Raw genomic sequence first — 23,880 nt, 5'->3', positions numbered from 1 at the left:
CTGATAATGAAGGTTTTAAAATTTTATTAACAGAGGTCTAGTTTCTCGTTGACCCTTCCGGTGTTCTCTGGTGTACTTCGGGGCACTGAAGCGAACCTCTCCCCCGAGTTGAACACCACTGGTCAGCGCTACTTTGGCTTTTCGCCATACAAGATGGATCCGAAGTTTCGGGTCTCCATCCAGCCTGCCTGGCGTCCTGCTCCGAGTGAGGTGCTTCGCCTGCTGTTTTCCAAAACGCACGGCATGCCGGTCATCAAGGTGCTCACGCAAGAGGCCTTCGACGAGCGGGTGGCGGTCGTGGAGGCCAGCGACCTGAGCCCGGCCAAAAAGCGGGCGACGCTGGACAGCCTTTACATGCTTTGCCGCGAGGCATCGCTGAACGAGCAGGGCAAGCTGCTTGTCCCAAAAGACCTGAGCGAGAAGGCGGGCATCGAGGCGGAAGCCGAGGTGATCATCGCCGGACGCGGCAAGCACTTCGAGATCTGGAGCAAGGCGAACCACGAACGCGCGCTCGAGATCGAAATGAACCAGGACGACGAAGACGAACTCGGAGTCCTCTGATTTCACAGACACTCACCCACACCCAACGGCAGACATGCTGTTCACCCCACCAACTCCGGCACTTGGCGCGCAGCACCCTGCGGCGGCCCTGTCCACCGGCGCCCATGCGCCGGAGTTGGGAGCTATTTTCATGGCGGGATGCCAAATCGCGCTCGGGACAGCGCGCCCGGCATCCCTGGCACCGGTCGTCCGTTCCGCACCTGGCTGGTTGGCGGGGCGGGGGCCGGAATCTTTCCTGGCTGGGCGAAAGAGGATTATCGGGACACTCCCTCTTTCGCCTATCAAATGGGCTGTCCGCTCCGCTTCTGGCTGGTTGTCGGCGCGGGCTGCCCGGATTTTCCTGGCTGGGCGGACGGAAGCACTCGGGACAGCGCTTCCTGCCGCCACTCAAATGCCGATCGTCGCTCCGGTTCCTGGCTGGTTTCCGGGACGGCGGTCGGACACTTTCCTGGCTGGGCGCAAGAGGGTTCTCGGGACAGCCCCTCTTTCGCTCCTCAACAGGGTCGTCCGTGCCGCTTCTGGCTGGTTGTCGGCACGGGCGTCCCACTCTTTCGCATCGGAACAAGCCGCCGGTGGCGAGCTGCCTCACTATCACCTTTCGGTCCTGCCGGACGAGGTGAACGAGTGGATGGCGGCCGGCCCGGGCAAGTTCATCATCGATGGCACCCTCGGCGGCGGCGGCCACAGCGGCGCATTCCTCGCCACGGGAGCCCGCGTGCTCGGGATCGACCGCGATCCGGAGGCGCTGGCCCATGCCCGGCAGCGGCTCGCGCAGTACGGCGCGCGCTTCTCCACCTGGGAGGGTAATTTCGCGGATTTTGAAGAGACCCCCGAGGTCCAAGGGGGGGAACAGGCCGATGGCCTGCTCTTGGACCTCGGGGTATCTTCGCGTCAGTTGGACGCGGCCGAGCGCGGCTTCTCCTTCATGAGGGAGGGGCCTCTCGACATGCGCATGGGGCCCTCCAGCCCGCACACGGCGGCGGAGATCGTGAACACCTGGTCGGAGACGGAGCTTTCGAAGCTCCTTTTCGAATTCGGCGAGGAACCGAAAGCCCGCCGCATCGCCGCCGCGATCATCGAGCGCCGCGCCAAGCGTCCGTTCGACACCACCACCGATCTCGCCCAGTGCATCGAGCGCGCCATCGGCCGCCAGGGCAAGACCCACCCCGCCACCCGTGCCTTTCAGGCGATCCGGATGGCGGTGAACGAAGAGCTCGAATCCCTTTCCAAAGCTCTCGAAGCCTCCACCCGCGTGTTGAAGCCCGGGGGAAGATTACTGATCATCACTTTCCACAGCTTGGAGGACCGGATGGTGAAGCGCTTCCTCCGCTACCGTTCGACGGCCTGGCTGGATGAACCCGGCTGGCCCGATCCAAGGCCGAACCCCGATTACCAATTCCGCCTCCTGGTGCGGAAAGCCGTGGCACCTACCACGCAAGAGATCTCCCTGAACCCGCGGGCCCGCAGTGCAAAACTGCGGGTCGCCGAGCTTCTGGCCCCTGCCTCATGAACCGCCGCCGCACAGATATTCCGCGCAGCCATTTCACCACCTATCTCTCGGTCATCGCCGGGGCGGTGGTCGCGGCTGCTGGTGGCGTGACGCACGCCTACTTCATGAACCGGCAGGTTGAATCCCGCCGGGAGATCAAGCGTGTCGAGAGCGAAACCAAGGAGCGCGAACTGGAGATTCTCACCACGGAGATGCGCATCGGTGAGTTGCTCAACCGCTACACGGTCCGCGAGGAACTCGCGCGCCAGCATTCCCCGCTCAAGCCCATCCCGCGCGGTGTGGTCGAGGATGTGCCCTCGGCCCAGCCGCGTGCCGTCGTTTCCGCTGTTCCCTAGTTCATGCTTCGCACGTTCCAAAGCCGGTCGTTGGTGATCTGTGCCGTCCTTGTGACCGGATTCAGCGCCCTTTCGGCCCGCCTGATCCAGATCCAGCTCGTGGATCGGAAGAGGTATGCGGAGAACGGAACCAGCTCCGGGGAGATGGACCGGTTGCCCGCGATGCGTGGCATGATCGTTGATTGCAACGAGGAGGTGCTGGCGAAGAGCCTGCCCATGGCCACGGTGATGGTGGACCTCACCCACCTTTCGGATCCCAAGACCGTGGCCTGGGGATTGGCGCGCTCCGAGGCGAAGGCGCGGCCGGAATGGTCCACCCTGGACACCCACGATCAAGCCCGTCTGATCAAAGCTCTCCGCAGCAAGATCCTCACCAACGAGAACGGGGAGGACATCGTCGAAAAGCATCTCGCCTACGTCATCGGAGTGTTGGCGCGCCCTCTCGGCATGCGCCGCGAGGAGCTGCGCGCCAAGATCGAGGAAAAGCGCGCCGCCAATCCCAAGGGCTACTTCGCGCTGGGTCGCGAGTTGCCGGGAGACGCGGCCGAGCCGCTCCGCGATGCGATCGAGGACAGCGGTATCCGTGGCGTCCGTTTGGAGAACTCCCTCAAGCGCTGGTACAATGCCCCGACCGTGGCCACCCACGTGATCGGCTATACCGGCGAAAAGGAAGAAACCGGTGCCGATGGGGAAGTCATCCACCGTGCGGTTGGCAAGGCGGGCATCGAGGCGTCGATGGAGGAATACCTGCGCGGTCGCGATGGCTGGCGGAAGTTCCGCAGCGATGCTGTCGGCGCGCCCCTGCCGGGCGATGCCGAGAGCCTGCTGCCACCGCGTGCGGGCCTGAATGTCCAGCTCACGCTCGACATGGGCATCCAGACCATCGTCGAGGAGGAGCTGGATGCGGCGATGACCGAGTATCAGTCGAAGCGGGCAGCCGTCGTGGTCATGGACCCGAAGACCGGCGCGATCCTCGCCATGGTCAGCCGTCCGAATTTCGACCTGAACCTGCGCGAGAACATCACGACCAATGGCTTCAACTTCGCCCTGCAGGCGGTGTATGAGCCGGGATCGACGTTCAAGATCGTGGCTTCCTCGGGTGCCATGAACGAAAAGCTCGTCACGCCGCAGAGCCAGATTTTCTGCAACAATGGTATCTATCACGAAGGTGCCATCGAGGTGAAGGACCACGGTGGCTACGGTATGCTGAGTGTGGAGGGTATCCTCCAGCACTCCAGCAACATCGGAGCCTACAAACTGGCACTCCAGCTCGGGAACGAACGTTTTTACCGTTATGTGAAGGATTTCGGCTTCGGCCGGAAGACCGGCGTGTTGCTTGCGGGAGAGAGTTCCGGGCGCGCGCGGAATTCTGGAAATGCGGTCGATTTCTCGCGCGCGGCCTACGGTTACGCCTTGAATGTCACTCCGTTGCAGGTGGCCACCGCCTACTGCGCGATCGGTAATGATGGCAGCCTGCTGAAGCCCCATATCGTCAAGGCGCTGATCGCCAATGATGGCAGCGTCGTCGAGCGCTACGACCCGGAAGTGGTCTCCCAGGTCGTGAGGCCGGATGTCGCGCGGAAAATGCGCACCGCGCTTCAAAAAGTGGTTGATAAACAGGGCACCGCACCCCTCGCTGCCGTCCCGGGCTTCCACGTCGCCGGCAAAACCGGAACGGCCAGGATGCACAATCCGAACGGGCGGGGCTATCTGGAGGGGCACTACACGGTGTCCTTCGCCGGCATGCTTCCCGCGGAGGATCCCAAGTTCGTGGCGGTGGTCGTGATCGACGATCCGCGCACGACCAAGGTGACTCACTTCGGCGGCACCATCGCCGCCCCGGTTTTCGGCAAAATGGCGGCCCGGATCGCCAACGCCATGAATTTGCAACCGACCGAACCCGTCGAAACCCCGTCTTCCCGGACCGCCTCCCGATGATCCTCCGCGACCTAGCCGCCAAATTGACCCGAGTGACGGTTGCCGGATCTCTCGACCAGGAACTGTCCGCCGTGACCGATGACTCCCGCAAGGCGGGAGCCGGTATTCTTTTCGTAGCCGTCCGCGGCGAGGTTGTGGACGGCCACGACTATATCGACAAGGCCCTCGAGGCCGGCTCGACCGTGATCGTGGCGGAACACGCCCAGCCGCGGAATTTCTCCACGGACGTGACCTGGCTGCACGTGCCGGACAGCCGCTACGTGCTCGCCGTTTTCGCCAGCGCCTTCAATGGCGATGCCTGGAAGGACATGGCCGTCGCCGGAGTGACCGGCACCAATGGCAAGACGACCACCGCCTTCCTGGTACATCACCTGATGAAGTCGCAGTGGCACCGCGCCGGTTTGCTCGGCACGGTGACCGTCGATGACGGGGAAACCGAGGTAGCCGCCACTTCGACCACGCCCGGATCGTTGGAACTCCAGAACCTGCTCGGCCGCATGCGCGACCACGGCTGCCGCGGTGTTTCGATGGAGGTTTCCTCCCATGGTATCGACCAGCAGCGCATCGCCTCGCTGGGCTTTGATGCGGCGATCTTCACGAACCTCACGCAGGATCATCTCGATTACCACGGCACGATGGAGCGCTACTTCGAGGCGAAGAAGTCGTGGTTCGACAAGCTCGCGGACAACCCGCTCGGCAAGAAGCCGGTGGCGGTGATCAATGTGGATGACGCCCACGGTCTTGAGATCGCGGAATCGTTGGAAGGAAAGCTGCCCGTCTATCGCTTCGGCTTCGGCGTCCACACCGACTTCCGCGCGAACAATCTCAAGCAGAGCGCGCGTGGCATGGAGTTCGAGCTCACCGCGAAGGGCAAGTCGTTCCTCGTGCGCGCCCCGTTGATCGGCCGCTTCAATGTTTACAACCTCCTCGGTGCCATCGCCGCGGCCAGCGCCTGTGGCATCCGTCCGCGCGAGTCCGTCGCCGCCATCGCCGAGGCTCCGCAGGTTCCGGGCCGTATGGAGAACATTGGCCATGCCGGTGGTGCGACCGTGTTCGTGGACTATGCCCACACGCCGGATGCGCTGGAAAACGCCTGCCGCACACTGCGCGAACTCAACCCACGCCGTCTCATTACCGTTTTCGGCTGTGGCGGCGATCGTGACCGCGCCAAGCGCCCGTTGATGGGTGCCGCCGCCGCACAGGGCAGCGACATCTGCATCATCACTTCCGACAATCCGCGCAGCGAGGAGCCGATGGCCATCATCCAGGAAATCGAGAAGGGTATGGGTGGCGCGACCTACAAGGTCATTGCCGACCGTGAGGAAGCCATCTCGTCCGTGATCAAGGCCGCGCGCGCCGGAGACATCGTGCTGATCGCCGGCAAGGGTCACGAAACCTACCAGCAGTTCGCCGACCGCACCATCGACTTCGACGATCGCAAGCATGCATGGAAGGCACTGCGCGAACGCAGTGAAACCGCCGAACGCCCGTGAGAACTATCACCGTCAGCCAACTCGCTGAAATCCTCGGCACCTCGGTGGCCGCAGGCAGCGGGGAGGCGCGCGTTTCCAGCGGAGTTTCCACGGACACGCGTACGCTGCCCGTCGGATCGGCGTTTTTCGCGCTGCGTGGCGAGCGTTTCGACGGTCATCGTTTCACGGATGTCGCCTTGAACGCGGGAGCCACCGCGCTGGTCGTGGACCAATGGGAAGGGGAGGCTCCGGAGAATGCCGGCGTCGTGGTTGTGCCGGACACGCTGGCCGCGCTGCAGCGGCTCGCGTTCTGGTGGCGCAGCCAGCTCGATATTCCGGTGATCGGCATCACCGGTTCGAATGGCAAGACCAGCACCAAGGACTTTGCCGCGTCGATCCTGTCGCGCCACTTCAAGGTGAGCGCGACCAAGGGCAACCTGAACAATCACATCGGTGTACCGCTCACCGTGCTTTCCACGGCGGAAGACACGGGTGCCGCGGTTTGGGAAATGGGCATGAACCATAGCGGCGAGATCGCGCCGTTGTGTGAGATTGCGCGCCCGAAGTTCGGCATCATCACCAACATCGGCACCGCCCACATCGAGTATCTCGGTTCCCGTGAAGGCATCGCGGAGGAGAAGGGCATGCTCGCCCGCTCGCTGCCATCGGACGGCACTCTGTTCCTGCCCGCGGGCTGCGACTTCTACGAATACTTCCGCCAGCGCACGAAGGCGCACGTGATCCCGGTCGGCAATGGTCGTGGCTTGATTCGCGCGGAGAACCTGGAACTCGGTGATGGTTCCTCGCGCTTCAAGCTGGTGATCGAGGGCGAAGCCCCGGCCGACGTGCTGTTGCCGGTGGCGGGCCGCCACATGGTGACGAACGCCCTGCTCGCCGCCGGAGCTGCTTGGAAGGTGGGCCTTTCGCCGGAGGAAATCGCCGCCGGTCTTTCCGCCACCGTGCTTACCGGCGGCCGCCTGCGCCGCATCGAGTGGAATGGCATCACTCTCTTCGACGACACCTACAACGCGAACCCCGAATCGATGGCCGCCGCGTTGGAAACGCTGGCGGACACGCCGGTAGTGAATGGCGCGCGCCGCATCGCCGTGCTCGGCCGCATGGCGGAGCAGGGTGAGCATGCGCCTGCGGCCCACCGCCGCACCGGCGAACTGGCCGCCCGCCGCGGCATCACCGTCATCGCAGTCGGCGATGGTGCGGAGGAAATCGCCGGAGCCGCGGAAAACGGCCGTCATTTCCGCGATGTCGAATCCGCCGCCGGATGGCTCTCCTCCGCCTGTCATCCGGGTGATGTGGTGCTCTTCAAAGGCAGCCGCTCCGCCGCCATCGAGCGCGTCATGAACTCCGCTTTCCCCCGTCCCTGATGCTCACCGCGATCTACGATTTCTGGAAGTCCGCCTACGAGGCCGAGATCCTCGCCAACCCGCGCCATCCCGAGGGGTGGGCGCACACCTATTCGTTCCTCAATCTCCTCGGCTACATCACTTTCCGCGCCGCGGTGGCCTGCCTGCTTTCCTTCATCCTCAGCCTGCTGATCGGGCCGCGGGTGATTCGCAAGCTGATCTCGCTGAAGGTCGGCCAGCCGATCCGCACCGCCGCCGAGGTTCACAAGCTCGCGGAACTGCATGGCGGCAAGATTGGCACGCCCACCATGGGCGGGGTCCTCATTCTCGGCGTGGTGCTGGTTTCCACGCTGGTCTGCGCGCGGGTCTTCAATCCGTTCGTGGCGGTTTGCGCCTGTACCATGGGAGCCTGCGGCCTGCTTGGTTTTTGCGATGACTTCAAGAAGGTGAAGGAAAAGAAGTCGGACGGCGTCAGCGCCCGCACCAAGTTGTTCTGGCAACTGGTGATCGCGGTCGTGGCGGCGTGCTTCATCTATTTCAAGAAGGAGATCTCCGGTTTCGGCGCGACCGAGGCGGAGCGCCTCGCGGGCATCGCCGGATTCCGTCTGGGCAAGGAGCCGATCGACATCGGTGCCGTGTGCTTTCCGCTGTGGAAAACGCCGTTGGTCAACCTGAGCTGGCTGGCGATTCCATTTTTTGTGGCGATCATCATCGGCACCTCGAATGCTGTGAACCTCACCGACGGTCTCGATGGTCTGGCCACCGGCTGCACCATCACCACGGCGCTCGCCTATTCACTGCTCGCCTATCTGGCCGGTCACTTCTACATGGCCACCGACTACCTGGTGATCCCGCACAACCGCTATGTTGGTGAGCTGGCGGTATTTCTGATGGCTTTGGTGGGAGCCGGGTTCGGCTTCCTGTGGTTCAACTGTCATCCGGCGAAGGTGTTCATGGGTGATACCGGTTCGCTCGGTATCGGTGGCGCGCTCGCCACCGCGGCGATCTGCACCAAGCAGGAGCTGATGCTCGTCATCATCGGCGGCGTGTTCGTGATGGAGGCCCTTTCCGTGATCCTGCAGGTCGGCAGCTTCAAGCTGAGGAAAAAGCGCATCTTCAAGATGTCGCCGATCCATCACCACTTCGAGCTCATCGGATGGCATGAAAACCAGGTCATCATCCGCTTCTGGCTGCTTTCCATCATGCTCGCTCTCTTCGGCCTCGCTCTCCTGAAAATCGCATGACTCTTTTCGGCAAACATGTCGCCGTTCTCGGTGCCGGCCATAGCGGCCGGGCCGCCGCCGCACTTGCGTTGCGCGAGGGCGCGACCGTGTCCGTGTACGACGCCGCGGGGGCCGAGGTCTTCAAGGGCATGCCGGAAGGTGTGGAGATTGTCTCCCACGCCACCGCCGCCATCGGCAGCACCGTTGTCTCCGATCTGCTGGTCGTGAGTCCCGGGATCGACACCTACGGCCCGTATGTCGCCGCGTTCTCGGAACAGGCGGGGGAGGTGATCGGCGAAACCGAATTCGCCGCTCGATATTTCACCGGCCGCATCGTCGGCATCACCGGCACCAATGGCAAGACGACCACCACCGAACTGGTGTCCCGTATTCTTGCGGGCGCGGGTCTCGGCGGCACGCCCTGCGGCAACTATGGCGTGCCCTTCGCGGAGGTAGCGCTGAAAAAGGATCAGCCTGCGGCGGTGTCGCTTGAACTCAGCTCGTTCCAACTCGAGACGATCCGCACGCTGCATCCGGAGGTGGCCATCTGGCTGAACTTCGCGCCGGACCACATGGACCGCTATCCGACGGTGGAGGCTTACTTCGCCGCGAAGCTTCGCATCTTCGAAAACCAGACCGATGCGGACATCGCCATCATCCGCGATGGGGAAGCGCTGCCGGAACGCAAGGCCCGCACCGAGACGTTCTCCACGGAGGATGACTCCGCCGACTGGTTCTCGGACGGTCTTGTCGTCCGCTATCGTGGCGAGGTGGTGCTCGATCTCCAGCACGACACCAGCCTCCGCGGCCTGCACAACTCGGAGAATGCCATGGCCGCGCTCGCCGCAGGGCACGCGCTCGGCATTCCGTTCGCCACCATGCGCGATTCCCTGCACGGCTACGCACCACCGCCGCACCGCTGCGAACTCATCCGCACGCTCGATGGCGTGGAGTATCTCAACGATTCGAAGGCCACCAACCTGCATGCGCTGGAAAGCGCCCTGCGTTCCCAGACCCGCCCGGTGGTGCTCATCGCCGGCGGCAAGGAGAAGGGGCTGGATTACGCGCCGGTAGTGCCGCTGCTGAAAGCGAAGGGCCTTGCCGCCGTCACCTTCGGCCAGATCGCCGTCCCGCTCGGCAAGGTGCTGGCGGAAGCCGTGCCGGTCGAAACCGTTTCCACTCTTGAAGAAGCCGTCCACGCCGCGCGCCGTCTGGCACCGCGGGGTTCGACGGTCCTGCTGTCCCCGGGGACCTCGTCGTTCGACCAGTTCTCCGGCTATGAAAACCGCGGAAACGTCTTCCGCGACATCGTCCATCAACTGCGCTGAACCCGATGAAACACCACCCGACCCTGCCCACCAAACGGGAGCCCGTGAAAAAGGGCATCATCAAGCGTCTCCACGCCGTCACGAAGAACCGCAAGCAGCGTGTGGCCGCCACCGCGATGGCGGGTGACTTCGAAACCGAACTGCCCGGCCGCAAGATCGGCATGGCGCTTGCCGTCATCGTTGGCGTCCACGTGATCGCCGCCGGTCTGGTGTTTTTCCATCACTGGCGCCTTGAAGGCCGTGGCGGAGATGCCGGGGCCTCGACCGGCTCGCTGGCTCCTGCTCCGCTGACCTCCAACACGCCTCTGCCGACCGTTTCCAAGAATGACGAGATCCATCCGGTGCGCAGCGGCGAGAACTATCCGTCGATCGCCGCCCAGCACAAGGTGGACGAGAGCCAACTCCGCGAGGCCAACAACAACACGGCGATCCGCCCCGGCCTGCTGCTCAAAATCCCGCCCAAGAATATCAGCGCGATGGACTCTCCCGAAGTCGCGGCCCTGCGCGCCGAGTCGAAGCCGGATGACCGTGGATTCGACGTCGAGATCCCACGGGCCACACCGGTTCCGGGTGCGACTCTTGTGAAACCGAAGGTGACGAAGAGCACCGCCGAAAGCTTCTCCGCTGTGACCAAGACGGAAACGGAGCCGCGCGCCCCGAAGGCCACCCCGGTTGCGAAGACGACCACCACGCCGAAGGAAAAGGAGACCCCGAAGAAGGAATCCCCCGCTCCCAGGACCGCGTCCGGTCGCAATTACACGGTGCAGAACGGTGACACGCTCTACCGCATCGCTGGCCGCTACAAGATCAGCCCCGAGCAACTCATGAAGGCCAATGGCATCAGCGATGCCCGCAAGCTCAAGCCGGGCATGACCCTTTCCGTGCCGAACTGATCCGGACGAGATGATCCGCTACTGCTCCATCGTGCTTTGCATCGCCGTTGCCCTGTTGGTGGGCCTCGGTCTCGTGATGCTGGCCAGCACCAGTGCCTGGGTGTTGCAGGAGGGGGCTTCTCCGTACTCGTTCGTCAAGAAACAGGCTGTCATGGTGGTGGTCGGCGTGGTGCTGGCGGTGGTTGCCGCACGGGTGCCGGATGCTCCGCTCCGGAAGCTCTGGCCGTGGGCGCTGGCGGTGGTCTGCGTGCTGCTGGTGATGTGCCTCATTCCCGGGCTGGGCGTGGAGATCTATGGTTCCAAGCGTTGGGTGAAAATGCCGGTTGTCGGCTCGTTCCAGCCCTCGGAACTCGCCCGTGTCATCGGCGTGATCGCCTTGGCCGGTTGGTTCGCCCGCTGGCAGACGGAAACCCGGACGTTCTGGCGGGGCTTCATTCTACCGGGCATGATCATCGGGCTTCCGATCGGGCTGATTGCGATCGAGACCGACGTGGGCTCCGCTCTTTCGATGTCCGCGGCTTGCGCGACGGTCTTTTTCTGCGCGGGCACACGGCTGCGTTTTTTGATACCTGTCGCGGTGCTGGGTATGTCCGCGGCCTATCTCTACGTGCGCCATGATCCGGTGCGATGGACCCGCATCGAGTGCTGGCTCGACCCGGAGAACCACAAGGAAGACCAGGGGATGCAGCAGTGGCGCGCCTTGGTGGCTTTTGGAAATGGCGGACCCTCCGGCGTCGGCTTGGGCAATGGCACCCAGAAATTCGTCGGCAAGCTGACCTTCGCCCACATCGACTTCATTTTCCCGGAGATCGGTGAGGAACTGGGCCTGCCCTTCACGCTGGGTGTGGTGCTTTGTTTCGTGCTGATCGCCGTTTGCGGGATCGGCATCGCTTCCCAGGCGAAAACCGTCTTCGCCCGACTATCGGCGGTAGGGCTCACGTGCATGATCGTGGTCCCGGCGATGCAGAACGTGGCCGTGACCACTGCCTGCCTGCCGAATGACGGCCTGCCGCTGCCCTTCATTTCCTACGGCGGCTCCAGCATCGTTTTCGCCCTCGCGGCGGTCGGGATGCTGGTGGGGATCCATCGGCGCGGGTTGCCGGAGGAGTCTCCGGAGCTGGTGTTGGGAGAGCAGAAGCGCTACGCGATCCGGCTCTGATAGAGCCGCCGATTTCGCCCGCCCGCTGCCCGCCACGCCTTGTAATGACGGGGTTCATACGGGAATCCGCGTAAGCGGGAAAAACGCGCCGTGGTTGGTTGACAACCCCGGGCGGGGTTGACCAATGTGCGACACGCCGCAGCCCGGGAAACGATTTCCGGGCGGGCTTTTTCCATCCCTGGATTAAAAAACCCGTGTTTTCCAACGAAGAATATCTCGCCCAATTGCTGATCGAGTCCGGCATGGTGAGCGAAGATGACGTCGCCCAGGCACGTCTCGCTCTTTCCGGTCGCGAAACCCTCATCGAGAGGCTGTTGAGCCAAGGCACTGTGACTCAGGAAACCGTGGCGCAGGTGCTGGCGTCAAACGCCGGGCTTCCCTACGTTGACTTGGAGTCGTTTTCTTTCGAGCCGACCATCACCGAATCGGTGCCGGACGATATCGCCCGCCGCTACAACGTGATTCCGGTGCAGGACGACGGCTACTATCTCACCCTCGGGGTGGCCGATCCGCTCAATTTCGAGGTGATGGACAGCCTGCCGCACGTCCTCGGCCGCGAGATGAACTTCGTGTGCGGCACCCACCACGCGATCACCAACTGTCTGCGCCAGTTCTATGGCGTGGATACCAGCAGCGCCGTCTCGGACCTCACCCTTCCCGAAGACGAAGCCAGCAGCGCCGATGCGCCGATCATCAAGCTGGTTTATCAGATCCTCACCGAGGCCATGCGCCTCAAGGTGTCCGACATCCACATCGAGCCGATGGAGACCTCCGTCCGCATCCGCTACCGCATGGACGGCAAGCTGGTGGAAGTGGACAATCACCCGAAGAAGCTGCTCCCTGCCATCATCGCCCGTCTGAAGGTGATGAGCGGCACCATGAGCATCGCGGAAAAGCGTCTGCCGCAGGACGGACGTATCCAGCTCAAGTTGGCGGAAAAAGAGGTCGACCTCCGCGTTTCCTCGGTGCCTTCGAATCATGGCGAATCGATCGTCATGCGTATTCTCGACAAGTCCGCGCTCGTGCTCGGCCTGCCGCAGCTCGGGTTCTTCTCGGACGACCAGGCGACCTTCGAAAAGCTCATTACCCTTCCAGACGGCATCATTCTGGTCACCGGCCCCACGGGTTCCGGCAAAACCACCACGCTCTACGGCTGCTTGAACGTCATCAACAAGCCGGACAAGAAGATCATCACCGTGGAAGACCCGGTCGAGTATGAGCTCGCCGGCATCAACCAGGTCATGGTGCGCACCGATATCGGCATGACCTTCGCCGCCGCGCTGCGAGCCATGCTCCGCCAGGCGCCGAACATCGTCATGATCGGGGAAATTCGAGACGCCGAGACCGCGAACATCGCGATCAACGCGTCCCTCACCGGTCACTTGGTGTTCTCCACGCTCCACACCAATGATGCCCCCGGTGCCGTGGCCCGTCTCGCGGACATCGGCGTGAAGCGCTTCCTCATCGCCTCCGCCGTGCGCGCGGTGATGGCCCAGCGCCTCGTCCGCAAGCTCTGCCCGAACTGCAAGGCCCCGGTTGACCTGACCGAAAAGGAAATGCGGGCGCTGAATGTGGATGCCTCCCGCACCGCCTCCGCCACCATCTTCGGACCGGTGGGTTGCGAGAAGTGCCGCGGCGGTGGCCACAAAGGCCGTATGGGCATCTTCGAAATTTTCGAGATCGATGACGAAGCCCGTCATATGATCAATGCTGAACTGACCACCATGCAGCTCCGGCGCCGCGCGCGGGAACTCGGCATGCGAACCCTCCGCGAAGACGGCATCCGCAAGGTGCTGGCGGGTCTCACCTCCGCCCAGGAGGTGATCCACGCCACCATGGCCGACGCCGAATGATCCAAACCCTCGCAAACCGATTTCCCACGTCCCATGGACAACACCCAGCTTATCGAACTTTTCCAGTCGCGCGGCCTCATCGACCGCTCGCTCGCCCAGGACATCCTCGCTGAGATCGACACCAGCGGCAAGGAACCTGCCGAAATCCTCGCCGACTATCAGGTCATCAATCATCGCGATGATGTCTGGCCTGTGGTCGCCTCCGAGCTTGGCGCGGAGATGGTGGACCTCCGCAACTGGACTCCGCCTGCGGAGCTCCTGGCGCTGGTCCCCGCCGGTACCGCCCGCCTTCACGGCGCGCTTCCCGTTCACTTCGACCAGAACGGCATCCACATCGCGCTCGTAGATCCGCTCAATCCGCAGACTGTTGAAGACCTGCGCTTCACCCTCGGCCGCGAGGTCGTGCTGGTGATCGCCCCGGACTATCTCGTCGAGGAAAAGCTCAACGAGTGCTACGGCGGCGAAGGCAAGGCGATGGAGGATCTTCTCGCCCAGCTCAAGATTGGCGGTGACTCGAACATGAGCCAGGCCGACCTCGAGGCCGAGGCGAACTCCGCGCCGATCATCCGCTACGTGGACCTGGTGATGTATCAGGCCATCAAGGAAAAGGCTTCGGACATTCACTTCGAGCCCTTCGAGAAGGACTTCAAGATCCGCTACCGCGTGGACGGCGCGCTTTATGAAATGGCGCCACCGCCGCAGCATCTGGCGATCCCGATCCTTTCCCGCGTGAAGGTGATGTCGAACATGAACATCGCCGAGCGCCGCGTGCCGCAGGACGGACGCATCGTGAAGCAGGTCGGCGACAAGCAGGTGGACATGCGCGTTTCCTCGCTGCCCACCCAGCACGGTGAATCGATCGTGCTCCGTATTCTCGACCGCTCCTCGGTGAACCTCTCGCTCGAGAACCTGGGCCTGCCACCGCACATCTACGAGTACATCGGTGAGACCATCGAGAAGCCGAACGGTATCTTCATCGTCACTGGTCCCACCGGTGCCGGCAAGACCACCACGCTCTACGCCGCGCTGCGCCGCATCAACACCATCGACCACAAGCTCCTCACCGCCGAGGATCCGGTCGAGTATGACATGGACGGCATCGTCCAGATCCCGGTGAACGAGGCGATCGGCCTGACTTTCCCGCGCATCCTGCGTGCCTTCCTCCGCCAGGACCCGGACCGCATCATGGTGGGGGAAATGCGAGACTTGGATACCGCCCAGATCGCCATCCAGGCGTCGTTGACCGGTCACTTGGTGCTCTCCACCCTTCACACCAACGATGCCGCCGGTGCCATGACCCGTCTGGTGGACATGGGCTGCGAGCCGTTCCTGGTCGCCGCTTCGCTGGAAGGCGTGCTTGCCCAGCGTCTGGTCCGCACCATCTGCAAGGAATGCCGCGCTCCGTATGAACCCACCGAGGCGATCCTCTCGCAGCTCGGCGTCTCCCCGCACGAGCTGGGTGACAAGGCGTTCTACACCGGTCGTGGCTGCTCCATTTGTGGCCAGACCGGCTACAAGGGCCGCCGCGGCCTCTACGAGCTTCTCGATGTGACCGAGCCGATCCGCGAACTGATCACCGAGCGCAAACCCAGCGTGGTGATCAAGCAGAAGGCTGTCGAACTGGGCATGAACACCTTGCGCGAGGACGGCCTCCGCAACATCTACAACGGTGCGACGACCATCGAAGAAGTGCTGAAATACACCTGATATACATTATTCCACGGATTAAAAGTTGGCGGCATTTTCGAGTCGCCAGCCCCCCGTCCGGCTTTCATAGACTAAAACCCTTCCTGTGTTCTTGTTTTAAAAATCCCACCGATCCATGGCCAATTTCCAATACAAAGCCCTTGATGCCAAAGGTGAAGAGACCATCGGCGCGATCCAGGCGTCCACCGATGCCGAAGCCATCCAAATCCTGCGCGGACAAGGCCTCTATCCCACCCAGGTGGTGGAAGAAGGAAAGGGCAAGATCGCCCAGTCCAAAGGCAAGACCGCTGCCAAGAGCAAGGCCAAGGCGGCTCCGAAGGCCGTGAAAGGCAAGGTCGGCGGCCGCATCAAGCCGAAGGTCCTCATGATCTTCACCCGCCAGCTTGCGACGCTCATCGATGCCGGCCTGCCGCTGCTCCGTGGTCTGACCGTGTTGGCCAAGCAGGAACCGAACCCTGTCCTCAAGGCCACTGTCAACGCCCTCGCCGATTCCGTGCAGGGTGGTTCCACCTTCTCCGAATCGCTGGCCCAGCACCCGAAGATCTTCAACAAGCTCTACGTAAACATGGTCAAGGCCGGTGAGCTCGGCGGTGTGCTGGAAATCGTCCTCCAGCGTCTCGCGGAGTACCAGGAAAAGGCCCACAAGCTGAAGAACAAGATCGTCTCCGCCATGGTTTACCCGGTGATCGTCATGTTCATCGCGGTGGCGATTCTGGTGTTCCTGATGTTGTTCATCGTTCCGAAATTCAAGGAGATGTTCAGCGACATGCCTGGTGCCGAGCTTCCGACCATCTCGAAAATCGTCTTCGGCTTCTCCGAGTGGATGCTGGCTCGTCCGTTCGTGTTGCCGAATGCGGTGTTCATCTTCCTCATCATCGGTGCCATCGCCTTCGGCTTCCAGATGTGGGGGCGCACCAAGAACGGCCGCAACATCATCGACAACCTCAAGCTCAAGGCGCCGATTTTCGGTGATATCCAGCGCAAGAGCGCCATCGCCCGTTTCTCCCGCACGCTCGGCACTCTGGTGACTTCCGGTGTGCCGATCCTCCAGGCGCTCAACATCACCCGTGACACCGCTGGCAACGTGGTCGTCTCCCAGGCCATCGAAAAGGTCTATGAAGCGGTGAAAGAAGGGGAATCCATCGTGACCCCGCTCTCCGCATCGAGCGTGTTCCCGGCGATGGTGATTTCGATGGTGGACGTCGGTGAAGAAACCGGTCAGCTCCCCGAGATGCTTCTCAAGGTCGCGGAAGTGTATGACGACGAAGTGGACAACGCCGTGACCGCCCTCACCTCCATCCTCGAGCCGATCATGATCGTGATTCTGGCGTTGGTGGTCGGTTGCGTTGTATTTGCATTGTTCCTACCGCTGATTAAGGTGATCCAGAACCTGGGCCAAAGCTCCTGAGGAGGTCCGGGCATAAAAAATCCGAATCAGTCATGAAAAATAGCAATCCCGCGGGACGCAGGGGCTTCACCCTCGTCGAAATGCTTGCCGTGGTCGCGATCATCGTGATCCTGGCCGCGCTGGTGGTCGGTGGCATGAAATACGCCACCGAAAAGACCAATACGAACAAGGCCAAGATCCAGGTCGCCCTGCTGTCCTCGGCCATCGAGCAATACAAGATCGACACCGGTTCCTATCCGGCGTCGCAAAACCCGACCGGCGAGAACGAATCCGCCAATCTGCGGAAGCTGCTCTTCCTGGATGGCAAGGACGACACCAACAAGGTCAAGAAGATCTACCTTACCGAACTGGAGGAAACCTCCAAGCAGGGGTGGATCACCGGTACCGGGGACACGGCGAAGATCACCGATCCTTGGGGCAATGAGTATCGCTACCGCTCGGGCAAGGCGGCGGCGAACCAGGACTTCGATGTCTGGTCCGTTGGCAAGGACGGCAAGACCAAGGAGGACGAGCCGAAAGCCAAGGAAAGCATCGACGATATCCGGAACTCGAACTGACCTTCCCGGCGATCCAGCTTCCTTTCCACTCGACGCCCGCCGTTCCGGCGGGCTTCTTGTTTCCAGTCCATGAGCGAAGAGCCACAGTCCAACGATTCCGCTGCCGAAGCGCCCAAGAAAACGCGCCGTGCGGCAGCACCGGGTCCGCGCAAGACCGCCAAGAAAGCCGCGCGCAAGGTAGCCGCGCCCGCTGCTGCGGTATCAGAGGCTTCTGTTCCTGCTCCAGCCCCGGTGGTTGCACCGGAGCCGCGCCCGGAGCCGGTGGAGCGCGAGGAGCGTCCGGTCATTTCCGAGGTTCGCTCGGTGGCACGTGATCCACGGCTGGATGATATTTCCGGCCACGAATCCCACGACCAGGGTGGGGCCAAGTCTGGCTGGCCTGAGCCGGAAACCATCCAAGGTGGTTCCGAAGGTTCAGGCTCGTCCGGCAAGCGGAAGCGTCGCCGGAAGAAGAAGGGTGGTCAGGGTGGTGGTCAATCTCCCCAGGGTGGTCACGTGTCCCACGAACATCAGGCTCCCCGTCCGCAGCCACAGCCGGTGGCCCCCGCGGGCGACTCATCATCCCACCAGCGGCCCCAGCCTTCTCCCCAGCCGCAGGCACCGCGTGTACCGGTTGACCCCGAGGAACTGGCGAAGAAAGCCTGGCGGATTTTCCTGGGTGAAGTCGGTGAGGAAGGCCTCGCCTTGATCGGAGATCAGGATGCCCGCGAGATCAGCCGCCGCAGCTTCCGATTGGCTGAGATTTTCCTGGAGGAACAAGGCCGTCGCGCCCGCTGAAGACAGGCAGCTCCTGCGTGCTGCCCTGGCAACGGGACTGCCTCGGTGTCGGCAGTTCTGCCGACAGAAGGTCGGCAGAATTCCGGCTTGCCACCGTATTTACATCGTATCATTTGGGATGAAAGTCTCATGCAATTACTTGTTGCATGAGTGCGCCCGTTTTCTTTGCCAAAAAGTACCGTCGTGCCCGCGTCCGTGGGTTCAGTCTGGTGATCACCCTGATGATGATGATGCTCCTGAGCATTCTCGCGCTGGGGCTGTTGTCGCTCTCCACCATCACGCTCCGGGCTTCCAGCCAGGGAACGGCACAATCGGTGGCCCGGTCGAATGCCCGGCTTGCGCTGGTCATGGCGCTGGGACAGTTGCAGACCCTCGCCGGGCCGGATACCCGCGCCACCGCGCCCGCCGCCCAGCAGGAGGTGGAGGCAAGTGCCGGAGGCAAGGCCCAGGGCCAGCAGGTGGCCCAGCCACATTGGATCGGCGTCTGGCCGACCACTGTGACTGGAAACGGTAATGCCGGATTCGTCGTCGGGCGCTATGGGGCTGACAGCGAAAAGAAAAACTATCTGGTGGATCTGCGGAATGCCTCCACTCCGTCTTCGGGATCATCGACCTTCGATGCGAGTCGGACCGAGTTTGGGAGCAAGGGGCAACTGGGCTGGCTGGTATCGGCCGATCCTTCGATGATTCTCGATCCAAAGACCTTCGAAAGCAGCGAGGACAAGACCCGTGTGGTGTTCGGTTCCCAGTGGGCATCTTCCGGAGATCCGGAGCAGAAGAAGAAGGCCGTTTCGGTGCCCGTCGTTTCCGTCAAGGCGGGGGAGGATCAGAAGGGCGGCTACGCCTATTGGGTCAGTGATGAGAGCGAGAAGGCCAACATTGCGATTGAGGACCGGCAGACTCCGGGATCGCAGAATTCCCTGGCCGTCTCGCAGATCTCCGCCGCGGACAATGTGGACTCCGGATTCAATGGCCATGGCGAACTCGCCCGCGGGCCGGCTTCCGTGGTCAAGAACGTAAGCACTCTCAACACCGCGGCCCTGCTACCCCTCTCCGGCAAGTCCGAGGATCTTGCCAAGAAGATCCGCGAATTGGGTCATGACCTCACCGCCACCAGCGTGGGCCTGCTGACCAATCCGCAGACGGGTGGCTACCAGCAGGATCTTTCCGCTTTCCTCGCCCGGCAGGAGACCATCACGGAGACGACAACTCTCGGCTCGGCTTCTTCGGGGTTCACCCCGGACAGCTCCATTGGAACGCCGGGCCTTTCGATAGGTTCTCCGCTGGTGTATGGCGCGCGCCATTCCGCGACCTCGCCGCGCTTCGGCGCTCTCAAGGCATGGGCGGATCTGGCGGCTCAGGTGAGCGGCCAAGGCGGAGGCGCCCAGATCAAGGCGTCGCTGCCGCCCTATACCACCACGCATCCCTACAAGGGGCCGGACCTCACCCGGGTGGCCGCCCAGGCGATCCAGCCGATCATGACGGAATTCTCCGTTGGGTTTGATTTCACCCCTTTCAGCACGGCCCAGGCGGGACGTGATGCAAGCAAGGACGGCCTGCGCCTGCACATCTATCCGCGGGTGGTGCTTTGGAATCCCTACAACGTCGCCATCAACGCGCCCTCCTACCTCGCGATCGTTCGCTATGATCCGCGCGTTTCGCTGAAGATGCGTGGTGTCGCGCTTGAGACTCCCTTCTATACGAAAAAGTCCTCGTCCCACGGTTACTATCCCTACCTGTTGTCCATGGTGGAGGATGACGAGACCATCACCAACAACTGCCTCGGTTTCACCACCGAAGCGACCGTGATTCCGGCCGGGCAGGCGCTGGTCTTCACGCCGGATGTCGCCAAGGGCACGTCGAAGATCGGAGGCACGGCGGTGAAGTACGATGCGCGTCGTATCGAAACCAACATCCTGACGTGCCGCAATCCGATCTCGTCCCCCGGCGGGCAGGAGAACTTCTACGGCGAGGCGCCGATCCGCCCCGGCGGTGACAATACGCTGCACTTCAGCGGCATACCCAAGGCCGGTACCACCGACTACAGCTGGAGCTACGTCAATGACGTGGGGATGTTCTACCAGTTGAAGCAACTGCCGGCGGGCGTGAGCAATCTCACCGTTCCGGCGGCAGGGAACTACGAGACGATCCAGTACGTGGTGCCGAACGCCTGGGGCACCAACTACAAGACCTACGAGGGCCTCAAGGACGGCACCAACAGCGAGGGCCAGCCCTTCCAGGAATACGGGCTCAGCGCCACGCGCCATCAGCAGAGCACCTGGCGCGTCGGCGTGCGCGTCCGTTGGTTCGACGAAACCAACGAGTGGGCCGCACGCACCAACAACGGCGCGCTGTTCATGGGCCGCATCCCGTTCGTCTCCGCCTGGTCGCAATACAATCTCCGCGGCGGCCACGTGCATACCGCGTGGCTCGGCTCGAACGTCAACTACAGCGAGGCGGATCCGGGCAAGGCCTACGAGTGGAATCCGGGCGGCAACTACATCAACATCCGCAACAACCTCTCGAACGACGACACGCGGATGATGGCCTCACCGAATGACGCGGGTCAGTTCACGATACCTCCGTTCGGAAACTCCTCGGATCTGGGCGGGGTGCAGTCCTTCGTCTTCTACGAGGTGCCGCAGTCGGACACGCCGGTGGCATCCCTCGCGCAGTTCCAGAACGCACAGCTTTCCTATGCCAACTACCAGCCTGGCAATGTGGTCGGATGGTCGTTCCAGGACGTGCGGAGCGAGCGCGGTGCCACCGTGGTCCGTCCCGGGCGAGCCGGCTCCGCGGACGTGGGCGGGGCAGATGACATCTCACAGCCGAAGCGTTGGAATGTCGGCCACGAGGGACTCATCCAGAAGGGCAGTGGCCATGCGGATGACATCCTGCTCTATGACATGGCGTTCGAGGTGAACAACCGCTTGTTCGACAACTACTACCTTTCCACCATCCCATACTCGTCGTCCGGATCTTCCTGGAACCTCCAGACCGTATTGCCGAACGGCCGCCTCCGTCCGATCTTCGCGAAGACCGAAAAATCCGCGCGTATCTCGCTGGGAGCGCTTGATACCGCGTTCAACAAATCGGCGTCCTTGCTCGGAAACTGCGGGGCTTTCAATGTGAACTCCACCTCGGAAGCCGCATGGATCGCCCACCTCAGCGGCTTGCGCGGGTTGAAGCGCGATACGTCCGGCGGCTCCGCTTCCGGTTCCTCCCCCTTTTCGCGGATGCAGCATCCCACCGCCGTGAATGGCGAGCCTTCATCCTGGATCGATCCGTCCACATGGAGCGGCTCCCGTGGCTTGAATGATGACGAGATCCGCCAGCTGGCGAAGGCCATGGTCCAGGAAGTGAAACTGCGCGGTCCTTTCCTCTCGCTCTCGGATTTCGTGAACCGCCGTCTGGTCGATGCCCCGGCATCCGCGAATTCCGCGCTCAAGGAAGACAGCGAATCGAACACCTTGGAGGCGACCGGCCGCTATGGCGCTCTCGATGGAGCGATCCGGCGTGCGAACCTCAACAAGAACCTGCAGGCCGGTGGCACCAGCGACCTGGCTTCATGCGAGCAGGCATTCAATGGAGACGATCTGACGAAGGGCTACATCCCCTATGGGGCGCAGCCGGACTACAAGACGATCGGTCTTCCCGGTTATCTGACCCAGGGTGACATCCTGTCCGTGCTGGCTCCGACACTGACCGCCCGTGGTGATACCTTCCTCGTACGCAGCTATGGCGAAGCCCGTGATAAAGATGGCAAGGTGACTGCTTCCGCATGGTGTGAGGCCGTGGTGCAGCGAACCCCGGACTACATGGATTCCCGCAATGAATCGGCGACCCGCGAGTTGGTTCCCGGATCATCCGACCCGACCGATCCCACGGTCGTGGAAAACGGCAAACTAACCACTCTCAACAAGAAGTTCGGCCGCCGCTTCGAACTGGTGTCCTTCCGTTGGCTGAAATCCTCCGAAGTCTGATCTCATGAAATCCACGCTTTTACATTGCATGTTGTTGAGCCTGGCGACGGGCCTTGTTCGTGCCGAAACCGCTGCGGTTCCCGCTCCCGCCGATCCGGCGCCATCACCCGCCCGGGTGACGGTGGCGGCGCTTGGCACGATGCCGAAGAGCGTCGTGAAGTGGGGCACCGACGGCCAGATCTCCTATGAGATGAGCGAGGCCCAGACATTGCCTCCCACCGGACTCCATGTGAAAGTCGTGAAGAACGGGAAGAAGGAGTATGTTCCCTTCGCTCTCACGTTGAACATCCCCTCGGTGCCGGCGCCATTCGGTGCGGAAGGGCTCGTCCTCTACGGTCCCGATGCCGCCAAGGCCGAGGACCAGAAAAAGCAGCCGGAGGCGGTGATGACCATTCCCACTGTCAAGACCGCCGACTACCAGATGATCATGATGTGGCGGAAGGAGCCGAAAGATGATTGGAAGCATCCGGAATACCTGCCGGTGGATCTCGCCGAGTCCGTGTTTCCTCCGGGCAGCGTGTATTTCATCAACTTCACCCAGCGCTCGGTCCGTCTGGTGATGCCCCAGACCAACCAGGCACGCCCGATGGCGTTCAAGAGCGGCTTTGTCATCACTCCGGGGAAGAGTGCCCCGACCTTCAACTACAAGATCGACTGCCTGGGGAAGAACAACGAGATCCTTCCGATCTGCTTCACCGGCATCAAGGTCGATGCGGCCGCCCGCAGCGTGGTGACGGTATATGAGGGAGCGGATGGGCGTCCGGTGGCCGCGAGTTTTGCGGTACCCGCGAAGCCCGCTCCGGAAAAGAACAGCGGATCTCCGGCCACTTCCATGGCCGTGAGCACGAATTGAGCGGGCTCATTCCACCCCGCGCTTGCGCCGCCAGACGGGCACGAGCGCGTGAAGGAGGTTGGCGGCTACGATGGTCACCGTACCTGCGTAGAAGCCCGCGTGCAGGTCCTTGAACTCGCCGAACATCAGCCCCGCGGCGAGGATGCCATACACCGGCTCGAAGTTGATCGCCAGATTGCTGGTGTAGGCGCTCAGGCTGCGCAGCAGATGGATGTGGAACCCGTGCGCGAAGACCGTGCATGCCCACGCCAGCACCAGCAGCCACAGCCAGTCGAGGCCGTGGAAGGCGAACAGATCCCGGTAGGCGGTGGCGGGGTCGGAGAGGTGTCCGGTCAGGACCGGCAGCAGCACCAGCACCAGCACCGTCACGTTCGCGCCCAGCATTTCCCATGCGACCATCGCCTGGGTATCGAGTCCGCTGGTGTTGACCACGCGGCGGTTGAGCACGGGGAAGATCGAGGCCAGGAAGGCCGCGCCGAGTGCCACCAACAGTCCGAGCCAGTGTCCGCGCTCGAAGCCCGCGACCATCGCCAAGCCTGCGACAATCAACAATCCGAGTCCGACTTCCAGCGGCCGGATCGCACGCTTCTCCAACAGCGGTTCGGTGAAGGCCGTGAAGAGCGAGATGGTGGCCATGCCCGCGAGGCTGATCGAGATGTTCGAGAGCTGGATCGCACCGAAGAAGCACACCCAGTGCAGTCCGATGATCGCGCCGATGCCGAGCAGCCCGGCGAGTTGTTTCGCAGGCACGCGCAGCGGCCGCTTCCGCACCAGCTTCATGAAAATCGCCGCGCCGATCGCCGCCAGCAGCGTGCGCCACGTGACCAAGGCCGGAGCAGGCAGCGAGATCAGCCTGCCAAGGATGGCCGTGGCGGCCAGCAGCACGACGAGGAAATGAAGTTGGAGAAGGGGAGGCATCGGAGGATGGGCGTAAAACAAAAAACGCGGTGGCGGCTTGGAGG

18 protein-coding genes are annotated in these 23,880 nt (G+C 62.7%); 17 read left to right on the top strand and 1 reads right to left on the bottom strand.

Annotated features, from left to right (window positions below):
* Window positions 1–153: 153 nt before the first annotated feature.
* The 17 genes from KBB96_RS13080 (at window position 154) to KBB96_RS13000 (ending at window position 22,918) form a co-directional block, all read left to right on the top strand.
* Window positions 154–561 carry an MraZ C-terminal domain-containing protein gene (locus tag KBB96_RS13080; protein ID WP_211629892.1) on the top strand — a complete coding sequence of 136 codons (408 nt, stop codon included), beginning with the start codon at window positions 154–156 and terminating at the stop codon, window positions 559–561.
* A gap of 580 nt (window positions 562–1,141) precedes the next feature.
* Window positions 1,142–2,071 carry a 16S rRNA (cytosine(1402)-N(4))-methyltransferase RsmH gene (rsmH, locus tag KBB96_RS13075; protein WP_345779494.1) on the top strand — a complete coding sequence of 310 codons (930 nt, stop codon included), beginning with the start codon at window positions 1,142–1,144 and terminating at the stop codon, window positions 2,069–2,071.
* Window positions 2,068–2,406, top strand: coding sequence for a hypothetical protein (locus KBB96_RS13070; protein ID WP_211629890.1), 339 nt, complete (start codon window positions 2,068–2,070; stop codon window positions 2,404–2,406). The genes rsmH and KBB96_RS13070 overlap by 4 nt, the downstream gene beginning before the upstream one ends.
* 3 nt (window positions 2,407–2,409) lie before the next feature.
* Entirely contained in the window at window positions 2,410–4,344 is a 1,935-nt protein-coding gene (locus KBB96_RS13065; protein ID WP_211629889.1) for a peptidoglycan D,D-transpeptidase FtsI family protein, read from the top strand.
* Entirely contained in the window at window positions 4,341–5,837 is a 1,497-nt protein-coding gene (locus tag KBB96_RS13060) for a UDP-N-acetylmuramoyl-L-alanyl-D-glutamate--2,6-diaminopimelate ligase (RefSeq protein ID WP_211629888.1), read from the top strand. The genes KBB96_RS13065 and KBB96_RS13060 overlap by 4 nt, the downstream gene beginning before the upstream one ends.
* Complete coding sequence (locus KBB96_RS13055) at window positions 5,834–7,198, top strand: UDP-N-acetylmuramoyl-tripeptide--D-alanyl-D-alanine ligase (protein ID WP_211629887.1); 1,365 nt, start codon at window positions 5,834–5,836, stop codon at window positions 7,196–7,198. Before KBB96_RS13060 ends, KBB96_RS13055 begins: the two co-directional genes overlap by 4 nt.
* The gene (gene mraY, locus KBB96_RS13050; protein WP_211629886.1) at window positions 7,198–8,421 is read left to right on the top strand and encodes a phospho-N-acetylmuramoyl-pentapeptide-transferase; all 1,224 of its coding nucleotides are present in this window, start codon (window positions 7,198–7,200) and stop codon (window positions 8,419–8,421) included. The genes KBB96_RS13055 and mraY overlap by 1 nt, the downstream gene beginning before the upstream one ends.
* Window positions 8,418–9,728 carry a UDP-N-acetylmuramoyl-L-alanine--D-glutamate ligase gene (gene murD / locus KBB96_RS13045; protein ID WP_211629885.1) on the top strand — a complete coding sequence of 437 codons (1,311 nt, stop codon included), beginning with the start codon at window positions 8,418–8,420 and terminating at the stop codon, window positions 9,726–9,728. The genes mraY and murD overlap by 4 nt, the downstream gene beginning before the upstream one ends.
* A gap of 5 nt (window positions 9,729–9,733) precedes the next feature.
* Window positions 9,734–10,621, top strand: a complete 888-nt coding sequence (locus KBB96_RS13040) for a LysM peptidoglycan-binding domain-containing protein (protein ID WP_211629884.1) — start codon at window positions 9,734–9,736, stop codon at window positions 10,619–10,621.
* 10 nt (window positions 10,622–10,631) lie between these two features.
* The gene (locus KBB96_RS13035; protein WP_211629883.1) at window positions 10,632–11,780 is read left to right on the top strand and encodes an FtsW/RodA/SpoVE family cell cycle protein; all 1,149 of its coding nucleotides are present in this window, start codon (window positions 10,632–10,634) and stop codon (window positions 11,778–11,780) included.
* A gap of 194 nt (window positions 11,781–11,974) precedes the next feature.
* A complete protein-coding gene (locus KBB96_RS13030) occupies window positions 11,975–13,633 on the top strand; it encodes a GspE/PulE family protein (RefSeq protein ID WP_211629882.1) in 1,659 nt (552 codons plus the stop codon).
* 33 nt (window positions 13,634–13,666) lie between these two features.
* Window positions 13,667–15,340 (top strand): GspE/PulE family protein, encoded by a 1,674-nt coding sequence (locus KBB96_RS13025; RefSeq protein WP_211629881.1) that lies wholly within the window; start codon window positions 13,667–13,669, stop codon window positions 15,338–15,340.
* 115 nt (window positions 15,341–15,455) lie between these two features.
* A complete protein-coding gene (locus KBB96_RS13020; protein WP_211629880.1) occupies window positions 15,456–16,748 on the top strand; it encodes a type II secretion system F family protein in 1,293 nt (430 codons plus the stop codon).
* Window positions 16,749–16,780: 32 nt separating this feature from the next.
* Window positions 16,781–17,305 carry a type II secretion system protein GspG gene (locus KBB96_RS13015; protein WP_211629879.1) on the top strand — a complete coding sequence of 175 codons (525 nt, stop codon included), beginning with the start codon at window positions 16,781–16,783 and terminating at the stop codon, window positions 17,303–17,305.
* A gap of 69 nt (window positions 17,306–17,374) precedes the next feature.
* On the top strand, window positions 17,375–18,082 hold the full coding sequence (locus KBB96_RS13010) for a hypothetical protein (protein ID WP_211629878.1): 708 nt from the start codon (window positions 17,375–17,377) through the stop codon (window positions 18,080–18,082).
* Window positions 18,083–18,228: 146 nt separating this feature from the next.
* The gene (locus KBB96_RS13005) at window positions 18,229–22,065 is read left to right on the top strand and encodes a hypothetical protein (protein WP_211629877.1); all 3,837 of its coding nucleotides are present in this window, start codon (window positions 18,229–18,231) and stop codon (window positions 22,063–22,065) included.
* A gap of 4 nt (window positions 22,066–22,069) precedes the next feature.
* Complete coding sequence (locus KBB96_RS13000) at window positions 22,070–22,918, top strand: hypothetical protein (RefSeq protein WP_211629876.1); 849 nt, start codon at window positions 22,070–22,072, stop codon at window positions 22,916–22,918.
* A gap of 6 nt (window positions 22,919–22,924) precedes the next feature.
* On the opposite strand, the gene KBB96_RS12995 is transcribed toward KBB96_RS13000, so the two are convergent.
* Window positions 22,925–23,836, bottom strand: coding sequence for a DMT family transporter (locus KBB96_RS12995; RefSeq protein ID WP_211629875.1), 912 nt, complete (start codon window positions 23,834–23,836; stop codon window positions 22,925–22,927).
* Between the last annotated feature and the right edge of the window lie 44 nt (window positions 23,837–23,880).

Source organism: Luteolibacter ambystomatis, from assembly GCF_018137965.1.
Taxonomy (GTDB): domain Bacteria; phylum Verrucomicrobiota; class Verrucomicrobiia; order Verrucomicrobiales; family Akkermansiaceae; genus Luteolibacter; species Luteolibacter ambystomatis.
Note: the sequence above shows the minus strand (reverse complement) of the source record. Positions and strands in the feature narration are given on the sequence as shown.